The organism is Bradyrhizobium sp. HKCCYLRH1034, from assembly GCF_051168375.1.
Lineage (GTDB): Bacteria > Pseudomonadota > Alphaproteobacteria > Rhizobiales > Xanthobacteraceae > Bradyrhizobium.
Window position 1 is genome coordinate 135,174 of record NZ_JBNPUW010000005.1, and the last position, 22,425, is coordinate 157,598.

Sequence of the window (22,425 nt, forward strand, 5' to 3'; positions counted from 1 at the left end):
CTCAAAGACCTGTGAGAAGGCCCCTCTTCTCGAGGGGAGATCTACGGGATCAGCCCTGGCGAGCCTTGAAGCGGCGCTGGACCTTGTTGATCACGTAGACGCGGCCCTTGCGGCGGACCAGACGGTTGGCGCGATGGCGGCCACGCAGCGACTTCAGCGAGTTACGGACCTTCATGGGACATCCTGATACGTTGAAAGGCCGTGTTGGACAGGCCGGAAGTGGCAAATACAAAGGGAGTTCCGCAAGCGACCAAGTCGCCCGGATTGGCCGGTTTCTAACCACCAGCCCGCCGGATGTCAATCATGGCGGGCCCCGGCTTCAACAGGACCGGCCGGCGACGGGCCCCTCGATCCAACTTGGCGATTGCCAAATTTGTTATATCCTATAATCAATTTTCCAAAGCCAAGAACCAACCGCCGGGAACGCCCATGCCCAAACTCGCTCTGCCCAAGATCGACGATGTCGTCGCCATCGACATCCACACCCATGCCGAGGAGCCCTGCGGCATGCATGCGGATGACGGCTACGACGATTTCCAGGCCCAGATGGCCGACTACTTCAAGTCGCCGCACAAGCACCCGCCGACGGTGCCGGAGACGGCGGCCTATTACCGCTCCAAGAACATCGCCGCCGTGATCTTCCCGGTCGACGCCGAGCGCGAGACCGGCTTCCGCCGCTACAACAATTACGAGATGCTCGAGGTCGCCTCCGACCATCTCGATGTGCTGATCCCCTTCGTCAGCATCGATCCGCACAAGGGCAAGCTCGGCGTCCGCGAGGCGCGCAAGCTGATCGAGGAGTATGGCGTCCGCGGCTTCAAGTTCCACCCGACCATGCAGGGCTTCTACGCCAACGACCGGCTGGCCTATCCGCTGTATGAGGCGATCAACGACGGCGGCGCGATCGCGCTGTTCCACACCGGCCAGACCGGCGTCGGCTCGGGCATGCCGGGCGGCATGGGGATGCGGCTGAAGTACTCGAACCCGATGTACATGGATGACGTCGCGGCCGACTTCCCCGACCTCAAGATCATTCTCGCCCACCCCTCCTTCCCCTGGCAGGAGGAGGCGCTGTCGGTCGCGACCCACAAGCCGAACGTGTACATCGACCTCTCCGGCTGGTCGCCAAAGTACTTCCCGCCGATCCTGGTGCGCTACATCAACTCGATCCTGCAGGACAAGATGCTGTTCGGCTCCGACTGGCCGGTGATCACGCCCGACCGCTGGCTCGCCGATTTCGCCAAGCTCGACATCCGCGAGGAGATCCGGCCGAAAGTGTTGAAGGCCAACGCGCGCAGGCTGCTCGGGATCTGAGGCCGTCCGACGGCTCGTATCGTCGAGGATCGTGCTATCATCCGCGGGCGCGGTGGCCATCGGCCATCGCGCCTGCCTCTCTCGATGAGGTGAGCGCCGTGCCCTTCAAAGCCGTGGTCTTCGATGCCTATGGCACGCTGTACGACATCCAGTCAGTAGCGGCGGTCACCGAGCAGGCCTTTCCCGGCCACGGCGACATCATCACCCAGATCTGGCGCATCAAGCAGCTCGAATACACCTGGCTGCGCTCGCTGATGCAGCGCTACGAGGATTTTTCGGTCGTTACCCGCGAGTCGCTGCTCTATACGCTGCGCGTTCTCGGCCTGCAGGCGGATGCGATCACACGCGATCGCATCATCGCCAAATATCTCGATCTCGATCCCTACCCTGATGCACGTGCCGCGCTCGCCGCGATGAAGGACCGCCGGCTCGCGATCCTCTCCAACGGCAGCCCAGCGATGCTCGACGGCCTGGTGAAAGCCAGCGCCTTCGACACGCTGCTCGATGCCGTCATCAGCGTCGATGCCCACAAGATCTTCAAGCCGAGCTCGCAAGCCTATGCGCTGATCGAGGAGACACTCGGGCTTGCGCCCGACGAGGTGCTGTTCGTGTCCTCCAATCCCTGGGACGTCTGCGGCGCCAAGGCCTTCGGCCTCAACGTTGCCTGGATCGAGCGCGTCACTCCCGAAGCCATGGCGGCGGCCTGCATCGAGACCGATCTCGTGTCCCCGCTCACGATGTTCAAGGCGCTGCGGACCCAGATGGACGAGTTGGGTTTTGCGCCCGATCATCGTATTGCTGCGCTTTCCGAATTGCCTGAGATCGTCAACACGCATGAGCCTTGAATCCGTCCGCGCCTTCTTCGCCGAAAAAGCCCCCGACATCGACGTTCTCGTCTCCAGCCAGAGCTCCGCAACCGTGGCGCTCGCGGCGGAAGCCTATGGCGTGGAGCCGGCCCGCATCGCCAAGACGCTGTCGTTGCGCGTCGGCGAGCGCGTCATCCTGATCGTCGCCGCAGGCCACGCGCGCATGGACAACAAGAAGGTGAAGGCACTGTTCGGCGGCAAGCCGAAGATGCTCGGCCTCGACGAGGTCGCCGACATCACCGGACACGAGGTCGGCGGCGTCTGCCCGTTCGGCTTGAAGTCGCCGCTACCGGTGTATTGCGACGTCTCGCTGAAGGCCTTCGACATCGTGGTGCCCGCCGCGGGCTCGACCCACAGCGCGGTGAAGATCACGCCGGATCGCTTGGCCGAGCTGACGGGAGCCGCATGGGTCGATGTGTGCGAGGTGCAGTCCTGATCGGCTGGGATCGGCGGCCGCGATCATCGCTTCTTCCCCTTCGCGAGTTCCTTCACCAGAAACTCCGTCAGCACCTCGACCCGCGCGGGGCGCGGGCCGCCGGGCGGCATCACCAGATGCATTGCGCCTTCGGGCTGGCTCCAGCCCTTCAGCACCACCTCGACCTCGCCTGACGCGATCGCGTCGCCAACGATGAAATCCGGCAGGTCCGCGATGCCGAGCCCGGCGAGCACCGCCGGCAACAGCGCCTCGCCATTGTTGACGCGCAGCTGTCCCGCCGGCCGTACGCTGGCCTGCTCGCCGGCCGCATTGGTGTAGTGCCAGACGCCGGCGGTGGAGAGATAGGCGTAGCCGAAGCATTTGTGCTCGGCGAGATGCATCGGATGCGTCGGCCGTCCGTGGCGCTTCAGATAGGACGGCGCCGCCACCGTGTAGCGCGGCATGGGGCAAAGGCGGCGCGCGACCAGCGACGAGTCCGGAAGCCGCGCGATCCGCAGCGCGAGGTCGAACCCTTCGCCGATCAGATCGACGGTGGCGTCGCTCATGTGGAGGTCGATCGAGACCTCCGGATATTGCTCTAGGAACGCCGGCAGCAGCGGCGCGATCTTCTTGACGCCGAACGTCATCGGCACCGCGAAGCGCACCAGGCCGCGCGGCGTCAGCGACTGCGCGAGCGCCTCGGTCTCGGCAGCCTCGCCATCGGCGAGCAGCTGCGCGGCACGCTCGGACAGGCGCTGGCCGGCGTCTGTCAGCGCCAAGCGCCGCGAGGTGCGGTTGAACAGCCGCGTACCCAGACGCTCCTCCAGCCGGCTCACCGCCTTGGAGACGGAGGCCTTGGAGAGGCCCAGCTCCTGCGCGGCGCCGGCGAAGGAGCGCAGCTCGACGACCTTGGCGAAGATCGCCATCGCCTCGAAATCCGGAAGTCGCGCCATCGCCCTCAAATCTCGTTTTTGGAAACAATAGGTTTCAATAGTTTCTATTTCTATACCCCGGTCGCTCCCTTATTCCAATGCCCAACAGCACGGCGGCCCCGGCCGGCCGTTTCAACCACAGGAGCAGACCCATGATCGAATTGAAGCCCTTTGCGGCGCTGGGCGGCGCCGACCACGGCTGGCTGAAGGCAAAGCACCATTTCTCGTTCGCGAGCTACTACGACCCCAGCAACATGGGCCACGGCGCCCTGCGCGTCTGGAACGATGACGAGATCGCGCCGAACACCGGCTTCCCGGCGCATCCGCACCGGAACATGGAGATCATCACCTATGTCCGCGAGGGGGCGATCACCCATCAGGACAGCCTCGGCAACAAGGGCCGCACCGAGGCCGGCGACGTCCAGGTGATGAGTGCGGGCAGCGGCATCCGCCACTCCGAGTACAATCTGGAGCCGACCACGACGCGGATCTTCCAGATCTGGATCGAGCCGACCACCGATGGCGGCCAACCGACCTGGGGTGCCAAGCCGTTCCCGAAGTCCGACCGTTCCGGCAAGCTTGTCACACTGGCGAGCGGCTTCGCAGATGACGGCGACGCGTTGCCGATCCGTGCCAAGGCGCGCGTACTCGGCACCACGCTGAAGGCCGGCGAGACCGCCGAGTACAGCGCCGACAAGGCCCGCCACATCTATCTGGTGCCCGCAGCCGGCAGCGTCGAAGTGAACGGCGTCCGAGTCAACGCCCGTGACGGCGCCGCCATCCGCGACGAGGCCACGCTCAAGATCACCGCGCTCGAAGATTCCGAGCTGGTGCTCGTCGACGCCGCCTGACCTCTCACGCGATCCCGGCCGGGCATCCGGCCGGGACGCTCTCCCCGATCATCCTCGTCCCCACGGAGACTGCCATGACCAAGGTTCTCGTTCTCTACTACTCCGCATACGGCCACATCGAAGCGATGGCCAACGCGGTGGCCGAAGGCGCCCGCGAGACCGGCGCCACCGTCGACGTCAAGCGCGTGCCCGAACTGGTGCCGGCCGACGTCGCCAAGGCCTCCCACTACAAGCTCGACCAGGCCGCTCCGATAGCAAAGGTCGAGGAGCTCGCCGACTACGACGCGATCATCGTCGGTACCGGCACCCGCTTCGGCCGCATGGCCTCGCAGATGGCCAACTTCCTCGATCAGGCCGGCGGCCTGTGGGCCAAGGGCGCGCTCCACGGCAAGGTCGGCGGCGCCTTCACCTCGACCGCGACCCAGCACGGCGGCCAGGAGGTCACGCTGTTCTCGATCATCACCAACCTCTTGCATTTCGGCATGACCATCGTCGGCCTCAACTACGGCTTCGCCGGCCAGATGAAGCTCGACGAGGTCACCGGCGGCTCGCCCTATGGCGCCACCACCATCACCGGCGGTGACGGCAGCCGGCAGCCGAGCGCGAACGAGCTGGCGGGGGCGCGCTATCAGGGCCGCGTCATCGCCGAGACCGCAAAGAAGCTGCATGGCTGATGCGACTGCGGCGGCACTTCCGCAAACGAAGTGCCGCCCCATCTCGCAAAAGTCGGAAGGATGTCAAGGAGGCTGCAATGCCCGCCATGCTCGAACTGGTGACGCTGGCCCGGTTGGCCCGCCATCCCCTGCAGATGATGGCGCGCCGCTGGTACTGCAAGAGCCTGTACCGCGCGAGCCGCGGCCAGCGCCGCTGCCCGGAATGCACGGCCGCTACAGCGGCTTGATCTGCACCTTCCTGAACTTCACGACGCCCGAGCCGTACTGCAGGGCGATCGGTCCCGCCGCGTGCTTGCTGTCGTCGACATCGGCGGTTTTCTCGCCGTTGAGGATCACGGTCAGCCGCGTACCCTTGGCGGTGATCTCATAGGTATTCCACTTGCCGCCGGCCTTCGGCATCGGATCGACCTTGGACACGTCGACGATCGCGCCGGTGCCGTATTTCGGATCGGGCCGCTTGTCGAAGATGTTGACCTCGTAGCAGATGTTGGAGTCGATCTTCGCCGACTGGTCGCAGCGGATGAAGATGCCGCTGTTGGCGGCGTCATCGACCCAGAACTCGGCCTTGATCTGGAAGTCCTTGTAGCTCTCCTTGGTCACCAGATACGATGGATCCTTGCCATCGAGCTTGTCGGCCGACAGCGCGCCGTCCTTCATCTCCCAATTGGCCTTGCCGACCTCGGTGAAGTCGGCCTTGGTCGTGGAGTCGACCAGGGTCACCCAGCCGTCATCGGCCAATGCCGCTCCCGTCATGCCTGCGCCCGCAATCAATAGTCCGGCCGCGAGCCCTCTCAAGCGATACCGCATCGAAACTCCTCCCTGATTTCTGTTTCGTTCGTCGCCACGATAGCAAAGCGCCGGACAATGCAAACGGGTTTCGATGCTGCACCTGCTCTATCGTCTCCTCCAACTACACCGCCGTGGCGCGCGCAAAATCGACATAGATCTCGCGCAGCCGCGCCGCCACCGGTCCCGGCTTGCCGTCGCCGACGGGCTTGCCGTCGATCGTGACCACCGGCTGCACGAACGAGCTCGCGCTGGTGATGAAGGCTTCCTTCGCCGCGAGCGCCTCCTCCACCGTGAACAGCCGCTCCTCGACCTTGAGCTGGCGCTCCTCGGCGAGCTTCACCACGGCCTTGCGGGTGCAGCCCGGCAGGATCGCGTTCGAGTTCGGCCGCGTCACGATGACGTCGTCCTTGGTCAGGATGAAGGCCGAGGACGAGCCGCCCTCGGTGACATGACCGTCCTCGACCATCCACGCCTCGCCGGCCCCGGCCGCGGCGGCCGCCTGCTTCGCGAGCACCTGCGCCAGCAGCGCCACGCTCTTGATGTCGCGGCGCGCCCAGCGGATGTCGGGCACGGTGATGACGCCAATTCCCGTCTTCGCCGAGGGCGCATTGATGATGTCCTTGGCGGTGACGAACATCACCAAGGTCGGCTTGACGTCGCCCTTGGGAAACGGGAAGTCGCGGCCCTTGTCGGCACCGCGCGTCACCTGCAGATAGACCATGCCCTGGTCGAGCCGGTTGCGCGCGACCAGCTCCTTCTGTAGCGCCTCGATTCGCGCCAGGCTCTCCGGCAGCGCCAGCCCGATCTCGCCGACCGAACGCTCCAGGCGGGCAAGATGCGGGGCACTGTCGACCAGCTTGCCATCGAGCACCGCCGCCACTTCGTAGATGCCGTCGGCAAACAGGAAGCCGCGATCGAGGACCGAGACCTTGGCCTCGGACAGGGGCACGAAGGCGCCGTTGACGTAAGCGATCGGGTCCAAGGACGTGTCTCCATTCTCATCTGCGCACGCAAAGCCATCTGCGTACACCAATTGTTACTCTCGCCGTCATTCCGGGGCGATGCGCAGCATCGAACCCGGAATCTCGAGATTCCGGGTTCGCCCTGCGGGCGCCTCGGAATGACGGACGCAACTAATGCGACAGGATCTTCGACAAGAACTGCTGCGCCCGCTCGCTGCGCGGCTGGCCGAAGAAATCCTCCTTCTTGGCGTCCTCGACGATCTCGCCGCGGTCCATGAAGATGACGCGGTGCGCGACCTTCCTGGCGAAGCCCATCTCGTGGGTCACGACCATCATGGTCATGCCCTCGCGGGCGAGATCAACCATGACATCGAGCACCTCGCTGATCATCTCCGGATCGAGCGCCGAAGTCGGCTCGTCGAACAGCATCGCGATCGGATCCATGGCGAGCGCACGTGCGATCGCCACGCGCTGCTGCTGGCCGCCGGAGAGCTGCGCCGGAAACTTCTGCGCCTGCTCCTTGAGACCGACGCGATCCAGGAGCTTCATGCCCTTCGCGGTCGCTTCCTCATGGCCACGACCCAGCACCTTCTGCTGGGCGAGGCAGAGGTTGTCGATGATCTTGAGATGCGGAAACAGCTCGAAGTGCTGGAACACCATGCCGACCCGCGAGCGCAGCTTCGGCAGGTTGGTCTTGGAATCATTGACCTTGAGGCCGTCGATCGTGATCACGCCGTCTTGGAACGGCTCCAGCGCGTTGACGCATTTGATCAGGGTCGACTTGCCGGAGCCGGAGGGGCCGCAGACCACCACCACCTCGCCCTTGGCGACCGAGGTCGTGCAGTCCTTCAGCACCTGGAAGCTCGGGCTGTACCATTTGTTGACGTGGCTGATTTCGATCATGGGAGCCGACTATCTGATGATGGAGATGCGCGACTGCAGGCGGCGGACGCCGTAGGACGCGACACAGGAGATGGTGAAGTAGACCAGGGCCGCGAACAGGTACATCTCGACCAGGCGGCCGTCGCGCTGGGCGACTTTCGAAGCAGCGCCGAGGAAGTCCGGAATCGAGAGCACGTAGACCAGCGACGTGTCCTGGAACAGCACGATGGTCTGGGTCAGCAGCACCGGCAGCATGTTGCGGAACGCCTGCGGCAACACGACGTAGCGCATGGTCTGCGCATAGGTCAGGCCGAGCGCCGAGGCCGCGGCCGGCTGGCCGCGCGAGATCGACTGGATGCCGGCGCGCATGATCTCGGAGAAATAGGCCGCCTCGAACAGGATGAAGGTGATCAGGGAGGACGCGAACGCGCCGACCTTGATCGGCCGCGACGAGCCGGTGATCCACTGCCCGATATAGGGCACCAGGAAGTAGAACCAGAAGATCACCAGAACCAGCGGCAGCGAGCGCATGAAGTCGACATAGAGCCCGGCGATAAAGCCCATCACCCGATAGCCGGACAGCCGCATCAGCGCGATCAGGGTGCCGAACACAAGACCGCCCGTCGCCGACAGCGCCGTCAAGGTCAGCGTGAAGGTCATGCCGTCGATGAAAAGATAGCTCAGCGAGCGGCGGATGACGTCGAAATCGAAATTGGCCAGCATCTCATTTGCCCGTGATGTAGCCAGGGACCGCCACCGCGCGCTCCAGGAGCCGCATGCCGATCACGACGATGACGTTGATGACGAGATACATCAAGGTGGCGGCGCTGAAGGCCTCGAACACCTGGAACGAGAATTCCTGCATGGCGCGCGCAGCGCCCGTCAGTTCGATCAGACCGATCGTGATTGCGACGGCGCTGTTCTTGACCGTGTTGAGAAATTCGGACGTCAGCGGCGGCAGGATGATGCGGAAAGCCATCGGCAGCAGCACGTAGCGGTAGGCCTGCAAGGTGGTGAGGCCGAGCGCGGTCGCCGCCAGCTTCTGGCCGCGCGGCAGCGAGCCGATGCCGGCCGCCAATTGCACGGCGACACGCGCCGACATGAACAGGCCGATGCCGACGGCCGCCGTATAGAATGGCGCATTGGGCATCTGCTTCAGCCACAGGCCGATCGTGGGCGGCAACAGCTCCGGCAGCACGAAGAACCACAGGAACAGCTGCACCAAAAGCGGCATGTTGCGGAAGAACTCGACATAGGCGAAGGCGATCCAGGTCGCCAGCTTGGACGGCAAGCTGCGCAGGATGCCGACGATCGTGCCGCAGATCAGCGCGATCACCCAGGCCGACAGCGAGGTCACGATGGTGACCTTCAGCCCCGCCAGCAGCATGTCGAAATAGGTGCCGGCCCCGGTCGGGTTCGGCTCCAGGAAGATGTGCCAGTTCCAGGTGTAGTTCACGGGGACATCCTGAGAGGGAATTAGCTCGCAAGTCGCATTACACAGTCTTTGCCAAAAACTCGCTGCGCTCCCTCCCCCCTTGCGGGGGAGGGTCGGGGTCGGGGGTCCACACGGGCAGTCTTTCCTGAGACCCCCACCCCCGCCCCCTCCCCGCAAGGGGGAGGGGGGCACATCGAATTCGGCGCGAGAGCTGCGGCCTCACGTTACGGCTTGTACGAATCCGGATCCGGCGAGTCCGACGGCTTGGCGAACTCGGCCTTCAGCTCGGCCGACAGCGGGGTGTTGAGGTTCAGGCCCTTCGGCGGGATCTTCTGCATGAACCACTTGTCATACAGCTTGGCGCCCTCGCCGCTGGTGTAGATCTTGGCGGTCGCCGCATCGACCACCTTCTTGAACTGCGGATCGTCCTTGCGCAGCATGATGCCGTAGGGCTCGGGCTTCGAGAACGCGTCCTTGGAGACGACATAGGCGGCCGGATCCTTGGAGCCGGCGACGAGGCTCGCCAGAAGAATGTCGTCCATCACGAAGGCGACGGCGCGATCGGTCTCCACCATCAGGAAGGCCTCGGCATGATCCTTGGCCGGGATGATGTTGATGCCGAGGTTGCGCGCGGCATTGGCCTCGGTCAACTGCTTGATGTTGGTGGTGCCGGCGGTCGACACGACCGATTTCCCCTTCAGATCGTCGATCGAGTTGATCTTGCTCGCCTTCTTCGAGACGTAGCGGCTCGCCGTCAGGAAGTGGGTGTTGGTGAAGGAGATCTGCTTCTGGCGCTCGGCATTGTTGGTGGTCGAGCCGCATTCCAGATCGATGGTGCCGTTGGCGAGCAGCGGGATGCGGGTCGACGACGTCACCGGGTTGAGCTTCACATCGAGCTTGTCGAGCTTGAGCTCCTTCTTCACGGCATCGACGATGCCCATGCAGATGTCGATGGCAAAGCCGATCGGCTTCTGATTGTCGTCGAGATAGGAGAACGGGATCGAGGAGTCGCGGACGCCGAGCGTAATGGTGCCGGTCTCCTTGATGTTCTTCAGGGTCCCCGTCAGGTCCTCGGCCTGCACCTGGCCGGCGCAGAGCGCGGCGGCGACGGCAAGACCGAATAGGCGAAGCTGCTTCATAACTGATCTCCTCAATCCGGCTGATCGCCGGATGCTTGCATAAACCACAGCGAACTCAAAATGGCCCCCGTCCCCGGACGATCTCCGGCCGGACGAGCGCGGGCACCATAGACCGCCCCGCGGCGGGACGTCCTCGGACGATTGCGACAAATTGCCTGTCCCGCGTCCCCTTCGACAAGACGTCCGGGCTGAAACGGCAGCGCCGAACGTCGGGATGGTAAACTACGAGGGGCTCGCAGGCCCCGCGACCAGACGAAAGTTGCAGGCGGGTTCCCGCACGCGGCAATGCAACCGCACGGCACACGGACCTCATGGTTCGAGACGCGCCGCGCCCAGCAAGCCCGCCTTCCGTCTTCCTGGCCGGCGCGCGCTCCTCACCAGACGCCAGGCGATGTGTGCTCATGCCTCCTTCTCGGCTCACAGCGGCTTCCGCAATTCACCAAGATCCCAGAACAGCCCGGCCATCAGGCCGAGCGCCTCGTCCGTGACATCCAGCAGGATGTGCTCATCCGGCGCGTGCTGCGAGCAGCCCGGGTAGGAATGCGGCACCCACATGGTCGGCATCTTCAACACGTCGGCAAACACGTCATTGGGCAGCGAGCCGCCGAAGTTCGGCAGCACCGCGGGCGCCTTGCCGGTGCTCATCCGGATGGACTCCGCGGCCCATTTGATCCAGGGGCTGTCGATGTCGGCGCGCGAGGCCGCGAAGCCTTGCGTCATGCTGACCTCGACCATCGGGAAGCCGTGCGCGACGAGATGGCTCCTCACGTCCTCCACGATGCTGTCGACCTTGGTGCCGACCACGAAGCGCAGCTGCAGCACGGCGCGGGCGCGGCCGGGGATCGCATTCGCCGGCTTGTCGATATTGCCGGAGGAGATCGCGAGCACCTCGAGCGTATTCCAGGCATAGAGCCGCTCCGCCGGCGTCAGCCCCTCCTCGCCCCAATGGTCCGACAGCGCCGGCTCGTCGGCGGTCGGCTCCACCTTCACGTCGGCGAGGATGGCGCGGATGGCATTGGTGAGGCGCGGCGGCTTCAAGGTATCGAGCTTGATACGGCCATGGCCGTCGACCAGCGTGGAAATGGCATTGGCAAGGATGGTCGCGGGATTGGCGAGCACGCCGCCCCAATTGCCGGAATGGTTGCCGCCCTCGCGCAGGTTGACGTCGAGATGCAACCGGATGCCGCCACGGCAGCCGAGAAAGATGGTGGGGCGTGCGGTCGACAGCCGCGGGCCGTCCGAGCCGATGAAGACGTCGGCCTTCAAGGCGTCGCGATGCAGATCGGCCACCCTGGCGAGATCGGGCGAGCCGATCTCCTCGCCCATCTCCATGATGAACTTGGCATTGAAGCCGAGCTTGCCGCCGCGGGCCTCGCGCACCGCGCGCAGCGCCGCCATGTTGATGCTGTGCTGGCCCTTGTTGTCGGCGGTGCCGCGGCCATAGAGACGATTGCCCGCTGGCGTCACCGCCCAGGGATCGCGGCCGTCGCGCCATTCGCCGGCCATGCCGTCGACGGTGTCGCCGTGGCCATAGCTGAGCATCGTCGGGGCGCTGTCGCTCTCGTGGTAGGTCGCGATCAGGAACGGCGACTTGCCGCTCGGCGAGGGCACGATCTCGGAGGAAAAGCCGAGCGCTGCAAAGGACGGCGTCAGCTCGTTGGTCAGATACGCCGCGAGGTCGTCCTTGCGCTCGGGATTGAGGCTCTCGGTGCGATAGGCGACCCGGCGGCCGAGCTCGGCCAAGAAGTCACCGCTCGTCAGGCTCTGACGGGCACGGGCGATTGCATCAATCCTGGTCATGGCGCTTTTCCAGTCACAACGAAGGCGGCGTCATATCGGGATCGCGCGACGAGCGGAAGGGGCTGGGTTTGAATTCAATGCTGACATCAAGCAAGTCTCGGATTTCGGAACTTGTCGCAGAGATCGATGATGGGCGTGTGTCGGGATGCGCGCTTCCGTTCTCGCGGCGCCAGGAGCGTCCGAGGTTTGCCGGTGCGGTGCCTTCGCAAGGCGGAGGGCGCGGGGATGCCCGGCGAAGGCCTCACCCATGGCTCGCCTGCAGAAGAAAAGCAGGCGGCAGTCACCAAAGGTTCGGCCGGACGTCCGGCATTCCCCGCGCGACGGGAGTAACGCTCAGTTCACCGCGTTGCTGACCATCACCTCGATCAGCTTGGCGCCGGGGCGGCGGAACGCCGCCGAGAGCGTCGGCTGCAATTCACGGGGATCGCTGATGCGCATTGCCTCGCAGCCGAGCGAGCGGGCGAGCCCGGCAAAATCCACCTGCGGATCGACAAAATCCATGCCGATATAGTTGTCGTCACCGTGGAACGACAGCAGCCGCTGCTTGATGATGCGGTAGCCGCCATTGTTGACGATGACGACCGACAGCGGCAGCTTGTGATGCGCCGCGGTCCACAGCGCCTGGATCGAATACATCGCGCTGCCGTCACCGGAGTAGCAGACCACGGGGCGATCGGGATTGGCGAGGCTGACGCCGACCGAGGCCGGCAGGCCCCAGCCGATGCCCCCCGAGGCGAGCGCGTGATAGTTGTAGCGGTCGCGATACGGCCACAGCGCCGTCATGTAGCGCGCCGAGGTCAGGCCCTCGTCGACCATGATGCCGTGCTCCGGCATGGCCTCGGCGACCTGCAGCGCCAGGTAGTCCGGATCGATCGGCGTCCGCTCGCGCGCCGCTTCGATCTGCGCGGCCAGCTTGCGCCGCCGCGCGCTCCAGTTCTTCGAGGACAATTCGGCCACGCGCTCCTGCGCACGCGCCTGCAGGGCCGCGCCGCCGAGCTCGCGCAAGAGCGGCGTGAGCTGAAGCAGCGTCTCGCGAACGTCGGCCTTCAGCGCGATCTCGGCACCGAAATTCTTTCCCAGCTCCCAATCGACGAGGCCGATCTGCACGATCGGCAAGCCCTCGGGCAGCGGCTCGATCTCGCTGTGCACGGACATCCGCAAGGGATCGGCGCCGAGCACGATGAGAAGATCGTGTGGCGCGAGCAGGTCGCGGACCTGCTGCTGCGCGCGCGACAATGAGCCGATGTAGCAGGGATGCTCGGACAGAAAATGCGCGCCATAGGGCGCGGACTGCTGATGCACGGGAGCGCCGATCGCCGACGCGAACTCGGCCGCCTCCCGCAGCGCATCGCTCTTGACGACCTCGTCGCCGGTGATGACCACCGGCCGCTGCGCCTTGAGAATGCGCTGCGCCAGCCCCTGCAAAGCGTCCGCGGCCGGCAACACGCGCGCATCGACCCGGGTGGAACGGCCGAGCTCGATGCCGGCTTCGGCATTGAGGATATCGCCGGGCAGCGAGATGAAGACGGGACCGGTCGGCGGCGTGGTCGCCACCTTGGCGGCGCGCCTGATGATGCGCGGCAGGTCCTCCAGCCTCGTCACCTCGACCGCCCATTTCACCAGCGGCTCGGCCATCCGCACCAGCGGGCCGTAGAGCAATGGCTCCATCAGGCCGTGGCCCTGCTCCTGCTGGCCGGCGGTGAGGATCATCGGCGTCCCGGTGAACTGCGCATTGTAGAGCGCGCCCATGGCGTTGCCGAGACCCGGCGCGACGTGGACGTTGCAGGCGACGAGGCGTCCCGAGGCGCGACTGAAGCCGTCGGCGATCGCCACCACCAGGCTCTCCTGCATCGCCATGACGTAGGTGAGATCGGGATGATCCTTCAGCGCATGCATGATCGGTAATTCGGTGGTGCCGGGATTGCCGAACAGATGAGTGATGCCCTCGTCCTTGAGCAGCGTGAGGAAGGCCGAGCGTCCGGTGATGCGGTTCTTCATTCAGGTTTCCTCCGAGCAACGCGGCCTCAGTATGCGGGCGAGCTCTCTCTCCGTCATTGCGAGCGAAGCGAAGCAATCCAGGGCGGCGTACGCGACTCTGGATTGCTTCGTCGCTGCGCTCCTCGCAATGACGGTGGAGAGAGCGCGGACTACACCTTCGCCATCTCCTGATACACCGGATAGTCCGTGTAGCCCTTCTCCTCGCCGCCGTAGAAGGTCGGGCGGTGATAGGGCGTCAGCGGCCAGCCGTGCTGCAGCCGGGCGGGCAGGTCCGGGTTGGAGATGAAGGTGCGGCCGAAGGCGATGGCGTCGGCGAGGCCGGCCCGGATCGCGGCGTCGGCCGGCTCGCCCGTGAAGCCGCCGGCGCCGATCAGGACGCCCTTCCACACCGGCCGGAACAGAGCGATGGCCGACGGCACGTTCTGCCAGTTGACGTCGGCGCGGCCGGCGCCGGAGGAGCGCGGCTCGATCAGATGCAGATAGGCGATGCCGAGCTTGTTGAGCGCCTCGATCGCGTAGGTATAGAGCGGCATCGGCTCGGCCTCGCCGGAGCCATTGGCGATGCCATAGGGCGACAGCCGCACGCCGACCTTGTCGGCGCCGCAGGCGGCGATCACGGCCTCGGTCACCTCGAGCAGGAAGCGGCAGCGGTTCGCGATTGCGCCGCCGTAGCGGTCGGTGCGCTGGTTGCTGCGGGTCTGCAGGAACTGCTCGATCAGGTAACCGTTCGCACCGTGCACCTCGACGCCGTCGAAGCCGGCGGCCATCGCATTGCGCGCGGCTTGGCCATAGGCGGCGACAAGCGCGGGGATCTCGTCGGTGTCGAGCGCACGCGGCGTCTCGTAAGCTGCGCCTTTGCCCTCCGCCGTCATCGCCTTGAGATCGTCGCCGATCGCGATCGCCGACGGCGCCACCGGCAGCACGCCGCCGGGCTGGAACGAGGAGTGCGAGACGCGGCCGACGTGCCAGAGCTGCAGGAAGATGAATCCGCCCTTGGCATGCACGGCGTCGACGACCTGCTTCCAGCCGGCGATCTGCACCGCGCTGTAGATGCCCGGCACGTTCGGGCTGCCGGTGCCGGTCGGCAGCACCGGCGAGGCCTCGGCGATGATCAGGCCGCCCGGCGTCGCGCGCTGCGCATAATACTCGACGTTGAGCGGCCGCGGCGCGAGCGTCTCCCTTGCGGCGCGCATGCGGGTCAACGGCGCCATCACGACGCGGTGCTTGAGGCGATAAGGACCGATCGTGAGTGGTGAAAACAGCGCAGGCAGCATTTCGTCCCCAGATGTCGTTGCGATTGTCGATTTGGATCATCTTGTTCGCAAAACATGATGGTGGCAATGTCCGCCCCACGTCAGTACGAGCAGACCCTCCATGCCGAAAGCGAACGCCCTGCCCTCGCTCAGCCTGCGCATCGATCTCGATGACGGCGGCCGGATCGGGCCGGGCAAGATCGCGCTGCTGGAGAACATCGCGCGACACGGCTCGATCTCTGCGGCCGGGCGCGCGATGGACATGTCCTACAAGCGGGCCTGGGACCTCGTCGACGAGATCAACCGGGTGTGCCGGCAGCCGGCGGTGGCGCGCCAGACCGGCGGCCGCAATGGCGGTGGCGCGGCGCTGACGGCGTTCGGCACGCAGTTGGTCGAACGTTACCGGCGCATCGAGCGTGACGCAGCTGACGCCGTGAGGAAGGATCTCGCCGCGCTGCGCAGCGACATCGAGAAGCCAAGGAAGACCCGCGGGGCCAGGGCCGCGTCGTAAGCCGGTTCCAGCCGACGCGATGCATCCGCGACCGGACTGATGCGCCTCGCGTTGCAGCCGCAAAAAACCGTCTTGCCGTCAGCCGGATGATCTTGCGGCCGCGCCAAGACGTCATACACCAGCATCTCGTCGTCATGCCGGAGAACCTGCCGTGTCTCACCCTGCCTTGTCCGCCGACCACACCGCCGTCGTCACCGGAGGCGCCTCCGGCATCGGGCTCGCCGCCGCCACGCGCTTCGCAGAGCGCGGCATGAACGTCTGCATCGCCGATGTCGACGAGGCCCGGCTGCGCGACGCCGCCGCCAGGCTTGCGGCTGCGGCCAAGCGTGGCGAGGCTGCGGTCATGACCGCCACGGTCGATGTGAGCCACCGGGACAGCGTGGTCGCGCTCGAAACGGCGGTGCGGCAGCGCTTCGGCGCGATCGACGTGCTGATGAACAATGCCGGCATCCAGCCGGGCAGCAAGATGCTTGCCGACGACAATTGGCAGCGCATCCTCGACGTCAATCTGTGGGGCATCATCCACGGCGCGCAGGTGTTCGCAGCCAACATGATCGCGCAGAGCAAGCCGGCGCTGATCATCAATACCGGCTCCAAGCAGGGCATCACCACGCCGCCCGGCGATCCCGCCTACAACGTCTCGAAGGCCGGCGTGAAGGCGTTCACCGAGGCGCTGCAGCACGAGCTGCGCAACACGCCCGGCTGCCAGGTGACGGCGCATCTGTTCATTCCGGGCTTCGTGTTCACGCCGCTGACGGCGAATGGCCGCGTCGAGAAGCCGGCCGCCGCCTGGACGCCGGAGCAGACGGTCGACTTCATGCTGGAGCGCGTCGCGGCCGGCGACTTCTACGTGCTGTGCCCTGACAACGACGTGCCGCGCGCGCTGGACGAGCGGCGCATCCTGTGGGCGGCCGGCGACATCGTCGAGAACCGGCCGCCGCTGTCGCGCTGGCATGCCGACTACGCCGACGCATTCGCCGCGTTCGTAAAGAAATCGCCATGATCCGGCCACATCGGAGCGGCGGCGCGTAGCTGCTCCCGGTCTCATCACAAGTTCCCGGACGCGTCGGATCGTCGCAAGGCGGTCCGCGTGCGCTCGGAACGTCTACCATCGACCGAATCGCTACGGTCGAACGCTCTTGCAACTCACTGATTTGCCGCGGGCGCGACATCGTCGCTGAGAGCCGGCTCCCGAAGCGCGCCTCGACCGTCAAGCGGTGAGATGTCGCAGCTCTGCGGGAGCGCCACCCGTACGCCGCACGACAATCTGACGCAGACGCATTCCACAATCCCTGCGCGAAGCAGCCACGAAGCAGGCAGCAGATGGCCCTCATCATCCGCACCCGCGTCAGCCGCGCCGCATTGCTTCGGCTCATCCGCAGTGGTGCGCAGCTTTGGGGAGTACGTCGGACATGTCGCGCCATCACCGTCACCATCACGACAGTCACCACGGTCACCATCATCACAGCGACCACCACCACCACCACCATCATCATCACGATCATCACTGCCAGCCGGCGCCTGCGCCGATGCCTCCGACGCCGCCCGCACCCACGCCGCCGACGCCAGCGCTCGGCTTTGCCGATCTCGGCGTCGTCTTCAACGACGCGACGCGCTTTCTCGAAGGCGGGCTGTGGCGCAACGTGGTCGAGGAAGGCGGCCAGGGGCTTGGCAGCGTCTACAACTACACCGGCGATCTCACCGTGATTCAGGATGGTCTGAAGGCGATGGTTGCCGCCGGCCAGTTCACCGGGCAGACGCTCACCAACATCAACAAGATCCTCGCCGACATCACGGTCGCGCAGGATGCCGCGATGGCTTCGGTGACCGGCGGCGGCGCATTCGGCAGCATCGCCGCCGCGGAGACCGCGCTGCGCAACGCGCACCTCGACGTCATCAACGTCGTCAACAACGATCCGAACCTTGCGGGCAATGCGACCAACGCCGACGGCGTCACCGGCTTCCTGCAGGCGCCGGCGCTGCTGCCCGAAGGCGTGACGGCCGCAACCGCCGCCAAGGGCACACTGGCCGAGCTCGGCCTGATCTTCAACGATGCCGCCAACCGGCTGATCGGCGGCGTGAACGAAAGCAACGTCGACGTCATCCAGGACGATGTCGACGCGCTGATCGCCGGCCTCAATGCGCTGGTCGCCGCCAATCCGCTGCAGTTCGGAGGCCTGACCGGCGTGCACGCGCTCGCCATCATCGACCAGCTCGCGCTCGTCAACACCCACATCAACGGCGCGGCCGGCAATATCGACATCGGCCGCGCGCTGAACGACGACTTCCTCGACATCATCGACATCGTCGCCGGCGACACCAATCTCGCCAACATGGCGCAGCAGAACGGCCTGAACGGCTGGAGCGGCTTCGGCGACTTCCTCAACCCGACGCCGGCCTATCAGGACAACCAGGCACAGACCAATTTCTGGGCCATGTTCATCGCCCAGTCGAACGCGCTCGGCAAGGCTGCGATCGCGGCCGTCAATTCCGGCGACGCCGCCGCGATGGCGCAGGTCACCGCCGACCTGATGACCTTCAAGAAGGATGTCACCGATTTCGACGCGGCGCAGGGCGGCATCTTCCAGGCCCGCTTCGACAACGAGCTGCTCGGCGACCAGAGCACGCTCGGCGCCGAGATCGCCAAGATCCTCGAGGGCTTCCAGGCCGGCAACAAGGCGCTGGTCGCGGCGGCCGCCGACCAGATGCACCAGAACGCAGCCGATGTCGGCGGCAACAACATCCCGGTCAATGGCGGCGCCTACAATGTCGACGGCACCACGATCTGCCAGGTGCTGGCGACCACCGGCGGCGGCAACAGTGCCGACGCCGCCGCGCTGCTGGCCGCGGTCACCAGCGCGCCGGCCTCGAACGTGATCATGCTTCCCAGCGCCGCGCCGGCAGCACAGGTCAGCGCCGCTCCGCCAACCCTGGTCATGGACGGTCCGATGATGGAGGGGCCGATGATGGAGATGTCACAGCATCATCACATGTGGGCGTGATCACCTGTCGCTCAGGCGCCTGCACCAGCAGGCGCCTGACGAGCGCGAGCGCGGTTTCCGTCGCCGGATCGGCCGAGATCACGGAGACCGCGAGCACGATGAGGTCGATCGGCTGGTGCGACAGCACGATCACATGCGTCGCATGCCGCGCATCCATCAGCGCCACCATGCGCTCGACGGCGGGGTCGGTGACCGCCCGCCGCCACGGCGCATCGGCCCGGCGCAGCACACGGCTTGACGCGAGAAAGTCGCGCAGGAGCGGCGGATCATAGGCGGTCAGCTCAACCTCGAGACAGCGGCGTGCGCTTTCGAAGACCGGCTGGCGCGTGAGCTCGGCGATCAGTTCGTCGCGCGTCGCCGCGATCGACGCCCCGATCGAGTCGAGCACGCCCGGCTCGCGGGCTTGCAGCATCGCGCGCAAGGCATCGCCGATCAGCCCGATCGTGAGCACGCCGGCCACCGCGACCGCGCAGAAACGCATCAGTTGCGCCGCATCGACGTCCGGCGACAGCGCGGCCGCGGCAGCGCCGAGCAGGGCGGCGCCGAGGATCCGCAACAATGTCAGCAGCCCGCCCTGACGCTGCGTCTCCGCGCTGGCGCCGGCGATCAGGATCGCGGTCACCGCCAGCAGCGCGCCCAATGCGCCGAGCCGCACCGGCATGCTCGGCGCCAGCACGCGAAAATCGGTGATGATGAAGGGGATGACGATGATGGCGCCGAACGCGACGCGATCGATGGCGCGGTTCTCCCAGGCCAGCAGGCGCGCGCGGTCGCGGCGAAGCAGCAGCCAGGCGCAGGTCGCAAAGCCCGCGAGCTGAAAGGCCGACAGCACGACCGTGTGGTGGCTTTCGAACTCGGCCGGACCGAGCGCGCCGGCGAGCGCGAGCGCCACGCCGCCGGCCAGCGCGATCGCCTTGAGCGCGCGATGCGCGTGTCGGCGCAGCAGACCTTCCGTCACCACCAGCGCGCCGAGCGGGATCAGCGCCGCCGGAACCAGCGAGATGCGGTCGAGAAAAGCATTGTCCGTCCACCAGGCGACGCCGCGCAGCAGGAACAGCGAGGCGACGGTCCCGAGCAGAACGACGAGCCGCGCCGTCAGCGGTCCCCTCGGGTCGCGCCGGTGCAGCATGGCGGCGGCCACCGCGAGGCCGACCGCGCCGCAGAGGTTGACGACGGAGTCCGCAACGATGCCGGCCGTCATGGCGCGGGCTCGCCGGGCTGCAGGCGCGGACGCAGCGTGTCGAACGTCCTGGTGTCGTCGAGCCAATGTACCAGCGGCAGGATCATCCGCTGCAGCGCCAGCACGCCCGAGGTCGCCAGCAGCGCCGGCAGCGAGCCCGAGGGGATTTCGCGCAGCAGATAGCGCCGAGCGGCGGCGAGATCGATCCGGCCGAGCTGCAGCAGGTCGTCGCCCCTGGTGTAGTCCAGCTCGCGCGCGCAGAAGCCGTTGTAGACGGCGTCGCGATGCTTCGGCGCATCGTCATACGTCTTCTTGAGCGCGTCGGAGCCGCCGGTATAGGCGTTGGTGATGACGAAGCGCTGTTCGTCGAACCCGGCCTCGTCGCCGACACCGAACACCGCGCGATGCGCCCGCATGATGCCGCGCGCGAGCTGAAGATGTGCAAAGCTCTGTCGGGCCTGCGGCAGCGGCGACGGATAGACGTCGGAGAAGGTCTCGCAGACCATGCCGGCCACCGCCGGCACCTGCGTGACGTTGGAGATCCATTTCGGCCGCAGCCCGTCGCGGACGAACAGCAGCAGCGTCGTGAGGCCGTAGAGCACGCCGGACAGGCCTTTGCCACGCGCTTCCGGATCGACCATGACCAATCCGAGATGGATCACCTGCTGGCTGTCGCCATCGCGCTCGACCTGCATCACCGCGAGCGCATTGAAGGCGATCGGCCGGCCGCCCGCCTCCTCCGACACCACGGTGATGATGGCGCGCGCGAGCGGCTCGCGCGCTCCGGAGAAGATGCCGTAGGTGAGCTCGCCGGCGGGCAGCGTCTTGCCGGCAATGGTGCGGAGATCGGCGACGAGCGCCGCCAGCGCCGCATCGTCCAGGGTCGTGCCCGGGCTCTCGACGATGCGCGTGCGCAACTCCGCATGGGTGCGTAGCGACAGGTCCATCGCCTCCTGGCCGAGCGCGGTCAGCCAGAAGCCGATGCTGCGTCGGATACGCCCCACTGCTGCGACGATGTTCATGCCTCAACCTAGCACGGCGTGATCAGGAAGCGGCGCAGCCGGGATCACGGCCGCCCTGGCCGCCTTATGCCCTGGTGCTGTTAATTCACGATAACGACGCGGGACGGGGCGTGAGTGAGGGTAAACGCAGGTTGAACGACGTGAGCGGCGGACGCCTTCGCGCCCACCGCCTGCCGGCGCTGTCTCGCCGAAGTCGAAGCTTGCCCCGCAAACTTCCCCTCCCCCGGATTGCATCTTCGATGCAATCCGGCCTCTCCCCGCATCCGCCTTCGCTCGTCGAGCTACGGTGGACAAGAGCGGGGAGAGGCGAAGAGAGCGAGACGACTGCGGCCGCCCTACGCTGCCTTCGACACCTCCATCAGCAGGCGCTCGGCACGGGCGTCCTCGATGCGGTTGACGAGCTTGCCGCTCTCGTGGCGGTCGCGCAGCGTCTTGGTCAGGGTGACGCAGGTCTGCACCAGCATGACGATGCCCATCGTCAGATAGCCCTTCATCCAGAGATCGATCGGCATGAAGAAGACGCCGAGAGCGACGAGGAAGGCGGAGGCAGCGAACGAGGCGTAGGAGAAGGTGATGAAGGCGCTGCTGTGCGGCTGGGTGTTCTGGTTCATGGTCGGCTCCTAGGATGACAATCAGGTTGGTTGATGCGTTTTGATCGGTTGTGACGAAATTCAGTTCGCCGGTGCGGTGCGGCCGGCCTTCAGCCGCGCCAGCACGTCGTCGGCAGTGGTCTTGATGCGTGGGCCAAAGCCCTGCTCGGCGAGCTTCTCGGCCGTGGTGATCGGCCCCGTCGCGGCATCGAGCTCCATGAGCGCCTCGTCGGCGGCTTGCGCCTCGATCTGCCGCTCCCGCAGCCGTTTCAGCGTCGCTTCGGCCTCGGGCAGCGTGCACTCGTAAGGACGCGCCGCCTCGATGCCGCCGCGGCGCAGATTGCGCACGGCCTCGGAGGCGCGCGCAATCCGCCGGCCGCGATCGAGCTCGGCAATGCGCGCCTCGGCGTTGGCGACATGTTTCTTCAGCCTGGTGATCTCGGTCGCGAACAGCGCCCGCGCCGTCCGCGCCGCGTCACGCTCGGCCTCGAGGCCGGCGATCGCCTGCGCCGCCTCGCGGGCCAGATCCTCGCGGCCGCCGTCGAGCGCCGCGGTGGCGCGCACCTCGAGATCGGTGATCCGCGCCAAGGTCGCCTCGAGCCGCCTGCCCTCCTGCTGGTCCTGCGCAATGGCCAGCGCCAGCGCGCGCTTGCTGCGATCGACGGCGGCGGCGGCGTCACGCAGCTGCTGATCCAGGATCACCAGCGCGGTCCGGTCCTGCAGCTCCTCCTCCGCGACGGCCACGGTGCCCCGAAACAGCGTGAGAACGGTCTTGAACATTGTGAACTCCCTGTTATGAGCATCGCTCAT

At 66.3% G+C, this 22,425-nt stretch carries 24 protein-coding genes; 9 read left to right on the forward strand and 15 right to left on the reverse strand.

All coding sequences use genetic code 11. The features are described from left to right. Nucleotides 1–49 precede the first annotated feature (49 nt). A complete protein-coding gene (gene ykgO, locus ACQR0W_RS13570; RefSeq protein ID WP_006611362.1) occupies nucleotides 50–175 on the reverse strand; it encodes a type B 50S ribosomal protein L36 in 126 nt (41 codons plus the stop codon). A gap of 254 nt (nucleotides 176–429) precedes the next feature. Between ykgO and ACQR0W_RS13575 the strand changes: the two genes are divergently transcribed. From ACQR0W_RS13575 to ACQR0W_RS13585, 3 genes are all read left to right on the forward strand, one after another. Continuing rightward, nucleotides 430–1,314 carry an amidohydrolase family protein gene (locus ACQR0W_RS13575; RefSeq protein WP_315716643.1) on the forward strand — a complete coding sequence of 295 codons (885 nt, stop codon included), beginning with the start codon at nucleotides 430–432 and terminating at the stop codon, nucleotides 1,312–1,314. A gap of 98 nt (nucleotides 1,315–1,412) precedes the next feature. Beyond that, nucleotides 1,413–2,159, forward strand: a complete 747-nt coding sequence (locus ACQR0W_RS13580; RefSeq protein ID WP_316171339.1) for a haloacid dehalogenase type II — start codon at nucleotides 1,413–1,415, stop codon at nucleotides 2,157–2,159. Next, nucleotides 2,149–2,616 carry a YbaK/EbsC family protein gene (locus ACQR0W_RS13585; RefSeq protein WP_315716641.1) on the forward strand — a complete coding sequence of 156 codons (468 nt, stop codon included), beginning with the start codon at nucleotides 2,149–2,151 and terminating at the stop codon, nucleotides 2,614–2,616. The genes ACQR0W_RS13580 and ACQR0W_RS13585 overlap by 11 nt, the downstream gene beginning before the upstream one ends. Before the next feature lie 23 nt (nucleotides 2,617–2,639). Here ACQR0W_RS13585 and ACQR0W_RS13590 read toward each other — a convergent pair whose 3' ends face one another. Next, the gene (locus tag ACQR0W_RS13590; RefSeq protein WP_315716640.1) at nucleotides 2,640–3,548 is read right to left on the reverse strand and encodes a LysR family transcriptional regulator; all 909 of its coding nucleotides are present in this window, start codon (nucleotides 3,546–3,548) and stop codon (nucleotides 2,640–2,642) included. Nucleotides 3,549–3,679: 131 nt separating this feature from the next. Here ACQR0W_RS13590 and ACQR0W_RS13595 point away from each other — a divergent pair, with 131 nt between their 5' ends. From ACQR0W_RS13595 to ACQR0W_RS13605, 3 genes are all read left to right on the forward strand, one after another. Further along, a complete protein-coding gene (locus tag ACQR0W_RS13595; RefSeq protein ID WP_315753387.1) occupies nucleotides 3,680–4,378 on the forward strand; it encodes a pirin family protein in 699 nt (232 codons plus the stop codon). 74 nt (nucleotides 4,379–4,452) lie between these two features. Next, entirely contained in the window at nucleotides 4,453–5,052 is a 600-nt protein-coding gene (wrbA, locus tag ACQR0W_RS13600) for an NAD(P)H:quinone oxidoreductase (RefSeq protein ID WP_315825412.1), read from the forward strand. Nucleotides 5,053–5,129: 77 nt separating this feature from the next. Beyond that, complete coding sequence (locus ACQR0W_RS13605) at nucleotides 5,130–5,279, forward strand: hypothetical protein (RefSeq protein ID WP_315736529.1); 150 nt, start codon at nucleotides 5,130–5,132, stop codon at nucleotides 5,277–5,279. Here the strand turns inward: ACQR0W_RS13605 and ACQR0W_RS13610 are convergent. From ACQR0W_RS13610 to ACQR0W_RS13650, 9 genes are all read right to left on the reverse strand, one after another. After that, nucleotides 5,266–5,859 (reverse strand): 3-keto-disaccharide hydrolase, encoded by a 594-nt coding sequence (locus ACQR0W_RS13610; protein ID WP_315753381.1) that lies wholly within the window; start codon nucleotides 5,857–5,859, stop codon nucleotides 5,266–5,268. The genes ACQR0W_RS13605 and ACQR0W_RS13610 overlap by 14 nt on opposite strands. Nucleotides 5,860–5,962: 103 nt before the next feature. After that, the gene (locus tag ACQR0W_RS13615) at nucleotides 5,963–6,823 is read right to left on the reverse strand and encodes a D-amino-acid transaminase (protein WP_316171338.1); all 861 of its coding nucleotides are present in this window, start codon (nucleotides 6,821–6,823) and stop codon (nucleotides 5,963–5,965) included. Nucleotides 6,824–6,974: 151 nt separating this feature from the next. Beyond that, nucleotides 6,975–7,706, reverse strand: a complete 732-nt coding sequence (locus tag ACQR0W_RS13620) for an amino acid ABC transporter ATP-binding protein (RefSeq protein WP_315736526.1) — start codon at nucleotides 7,704–7,706, stop codon at nucleotides 6,975–6,977. Nucleotides 7,707–7,715: 9 nt separating this feature from the next. After that, entirely contained in the window at nucleotides 7,716–8,408 is a 693-nt protein-coding gene (locus ACQR0W_RS13625; RefSeq protein WP_315736525.1) for an amino acid ABC transporter permease, read from the reverse strand. A 1-nt stretch (nucleotide 8,409) separates the two neighbouring features. Continuing rightward, nucleotides 8,410–9,141, reverse strand: a complete 732-nt coding sequence (locus tag ACQR0W_RS13630; RefSeq protein ID WP_315736524.1) for an amino acid ABC transporter permease — start codon at nucleotides 9,139–9,141, stop codon at nucleotides 8,410–8,412. A gap of 203 nt (nucleotides 9,142–9,344) precedes the next feature. Further along, nucleotides 9,345–10,259, reverse strand: coding sequence for an amino acid ABC transporter substrate-binding protein (locus tag ACQR0W_RS13635; protein WP_315753374.1), 915 nt, complete (start codon nucleotides 10,257–10,259; stop codon nucleotides 9,345–9,347). A gap of 417 nt (nucleotides 10,260–10,676) precedes the next feature. After that, the gene (locus ACQR0W_RS13640) at nucleotides 10,677–12,059 is read right to left on the reverse strand and encodes a M20 family metallopeptidase (protein WP_316171337.1); all 1,383 of its coding nucleotides are present in this window, start codon (nucleotides 12,057–12,059) and stop codon (nucleotides 10,677–10,679) included. 333 nt (nucleotides 12,060–12,392) lie between these two features. Next, nucleotides 12,393–14,057 carry a thiamine pyrophosphate-binding protein gene (locus tag ACQR0W_RS13645; protein ID WP_316171336.1) on the reverse strand — a complete coding sequence of 555 codons (1,665 nt, stop codon included), beginning with the start codon at nucleotides 14,055–14,057 and terminating at the stop codon, nucleotides 12,393–12,395. 149 nt (nucleotides 14,058–14,206) lie between these two features. After that, nucleotides 14,207–15,331 carry an alkene reductase gene (locus ACQR0W_RS13650; protein ID WP_316171335.1) on the reverse strand — a complete coding sequence of 375 codons (1,125 nt, stop codon included), beginning with the start codon at nucleotides 15,329–15,331 and terminating at the stop codon, nucleotides 14,207–14,209. A 100-nt stretch (nucleotides 15,332–15,431) separates the two neighbouring features. On the opposite strand from ACQR0W_RS13650, the gene ACQR0W_RS13655 reads away from it, so the two are divergent. From ACQR0W_RS13655 to ACQR0W_RS13665, 3 genes are all read left to right on the forward strand, one after another. Further along, nucleotides 15,432–15,821 (forward strand): winged helix-turn-helix domain-containing protein, encoded by a 390-nt coding sequence (locus tag ACQR0W_RS13655; protein WP_316171334.1) that lies wholly within the window; start codon nucleotides 15,432–15,434, stop codon nucleotides 15,819–15,821. Between the two features lie 151 nt (nucleotides 15,822–15,972). Continuing rightward, the gene (locus ACQR0W_RS13660; protein ID WP_316171333.1) at nucleotides 15,973–16,824 is read left to right on the forward strand and encodes an SDR family NAD(P)-dependent oxidoreductase; all 852 of its coding nucleotides are present in this window, start codon (nucleotides 15,973–15,975) and stop codon (nucleotides 16,822–16,824) included. 409 nt (nucleotides 16,825–17,233) lie between these two features. Beyond that, nucleotides 17,234–18,823 (forward strand): hypothetical protein, encoded by a 1,590-nt coding sequence (locus ACQR0W_RS13665; RefSeq protein WP_316171332.1) that lies wholly within the window; start codon nucleotides 17,234–17,236, stop codon nucleotides 18,821–18,823. Here ACQR0W_RS13665 and ACQR0W_RS13670 read toward each other — a convergent pair. The 4 genes from ACQR0W_RS13670 to ACQR0W_RS13685 all read right to left on the reverse strand — a co-directional run bounded on the left by ACQR0W_RS13670 (nucleotide 18,756) and on the right by ACQR0W_RS13685 (nucleotide 22,395). Then, nucleotides 18,756–20,024 carry a hypothetical protein gene (locus tag ACQR0W_RS13670; RefSeq protein ID WP_316171331.1) on the reverse strand — a complete coding sequence of 423 codons (1,269 nt, stop codon included), beginning with the start codon at nucleotides 20,022–20,024 and terminating at the stop codon, nucleotides 18,756–18,758. The two genes, ACQR0W_RS13665 and ACQR0W_RS13670, sit on opposite strands and share 68 nt — an antisense overlap. Further along, the gene (locus ACQR0W_RS13675; protein WP_316171330.1) at nucleotides 20,021–21,025 is read right to left on the reverse strand and encodes a hypothetical protein; all 1,005 of its coding nucleotides are present in this window, start codon (nucleotides 21,023–21,025) and stop codon (nucleotides 20,021–20,023) included. The genes ACQR0W_RS13670 and ACQR0W_RS13675 overlap by 4 nt, the downstream gene beginning before the upstream one ends. 335 nt (nucleotides 21,026–21,360) lie before the next feature. Beyond that, nucleotides 21,361–21,636, reverse strand: coding sequence for a YiaA/YiaB family inner membrane protein (locus tag ACQR0W_RS13680; RefSeq protein ID WP_315716622.1), 276 nt, complete (start codon nucleotides 21,634–21,636; stop codon nucleotides 21,361–21,363). A gap of 60 nt (nucleotides 21,637–21,696) precedes the next feature. Then, nucleotides 21,697–22,395, reverse strand: a complete 699-nt coding sequence (locus ACQR0W_RS13685) for a PspA/IM30 family protein (protein ID WP_316171329.1) — start codon at nucleotides 22,393–22,395, stop codon at nucleotides 21,697–21,699. Nucleotides 22,396–22,425: the final 30 nt, after the last annotated feature.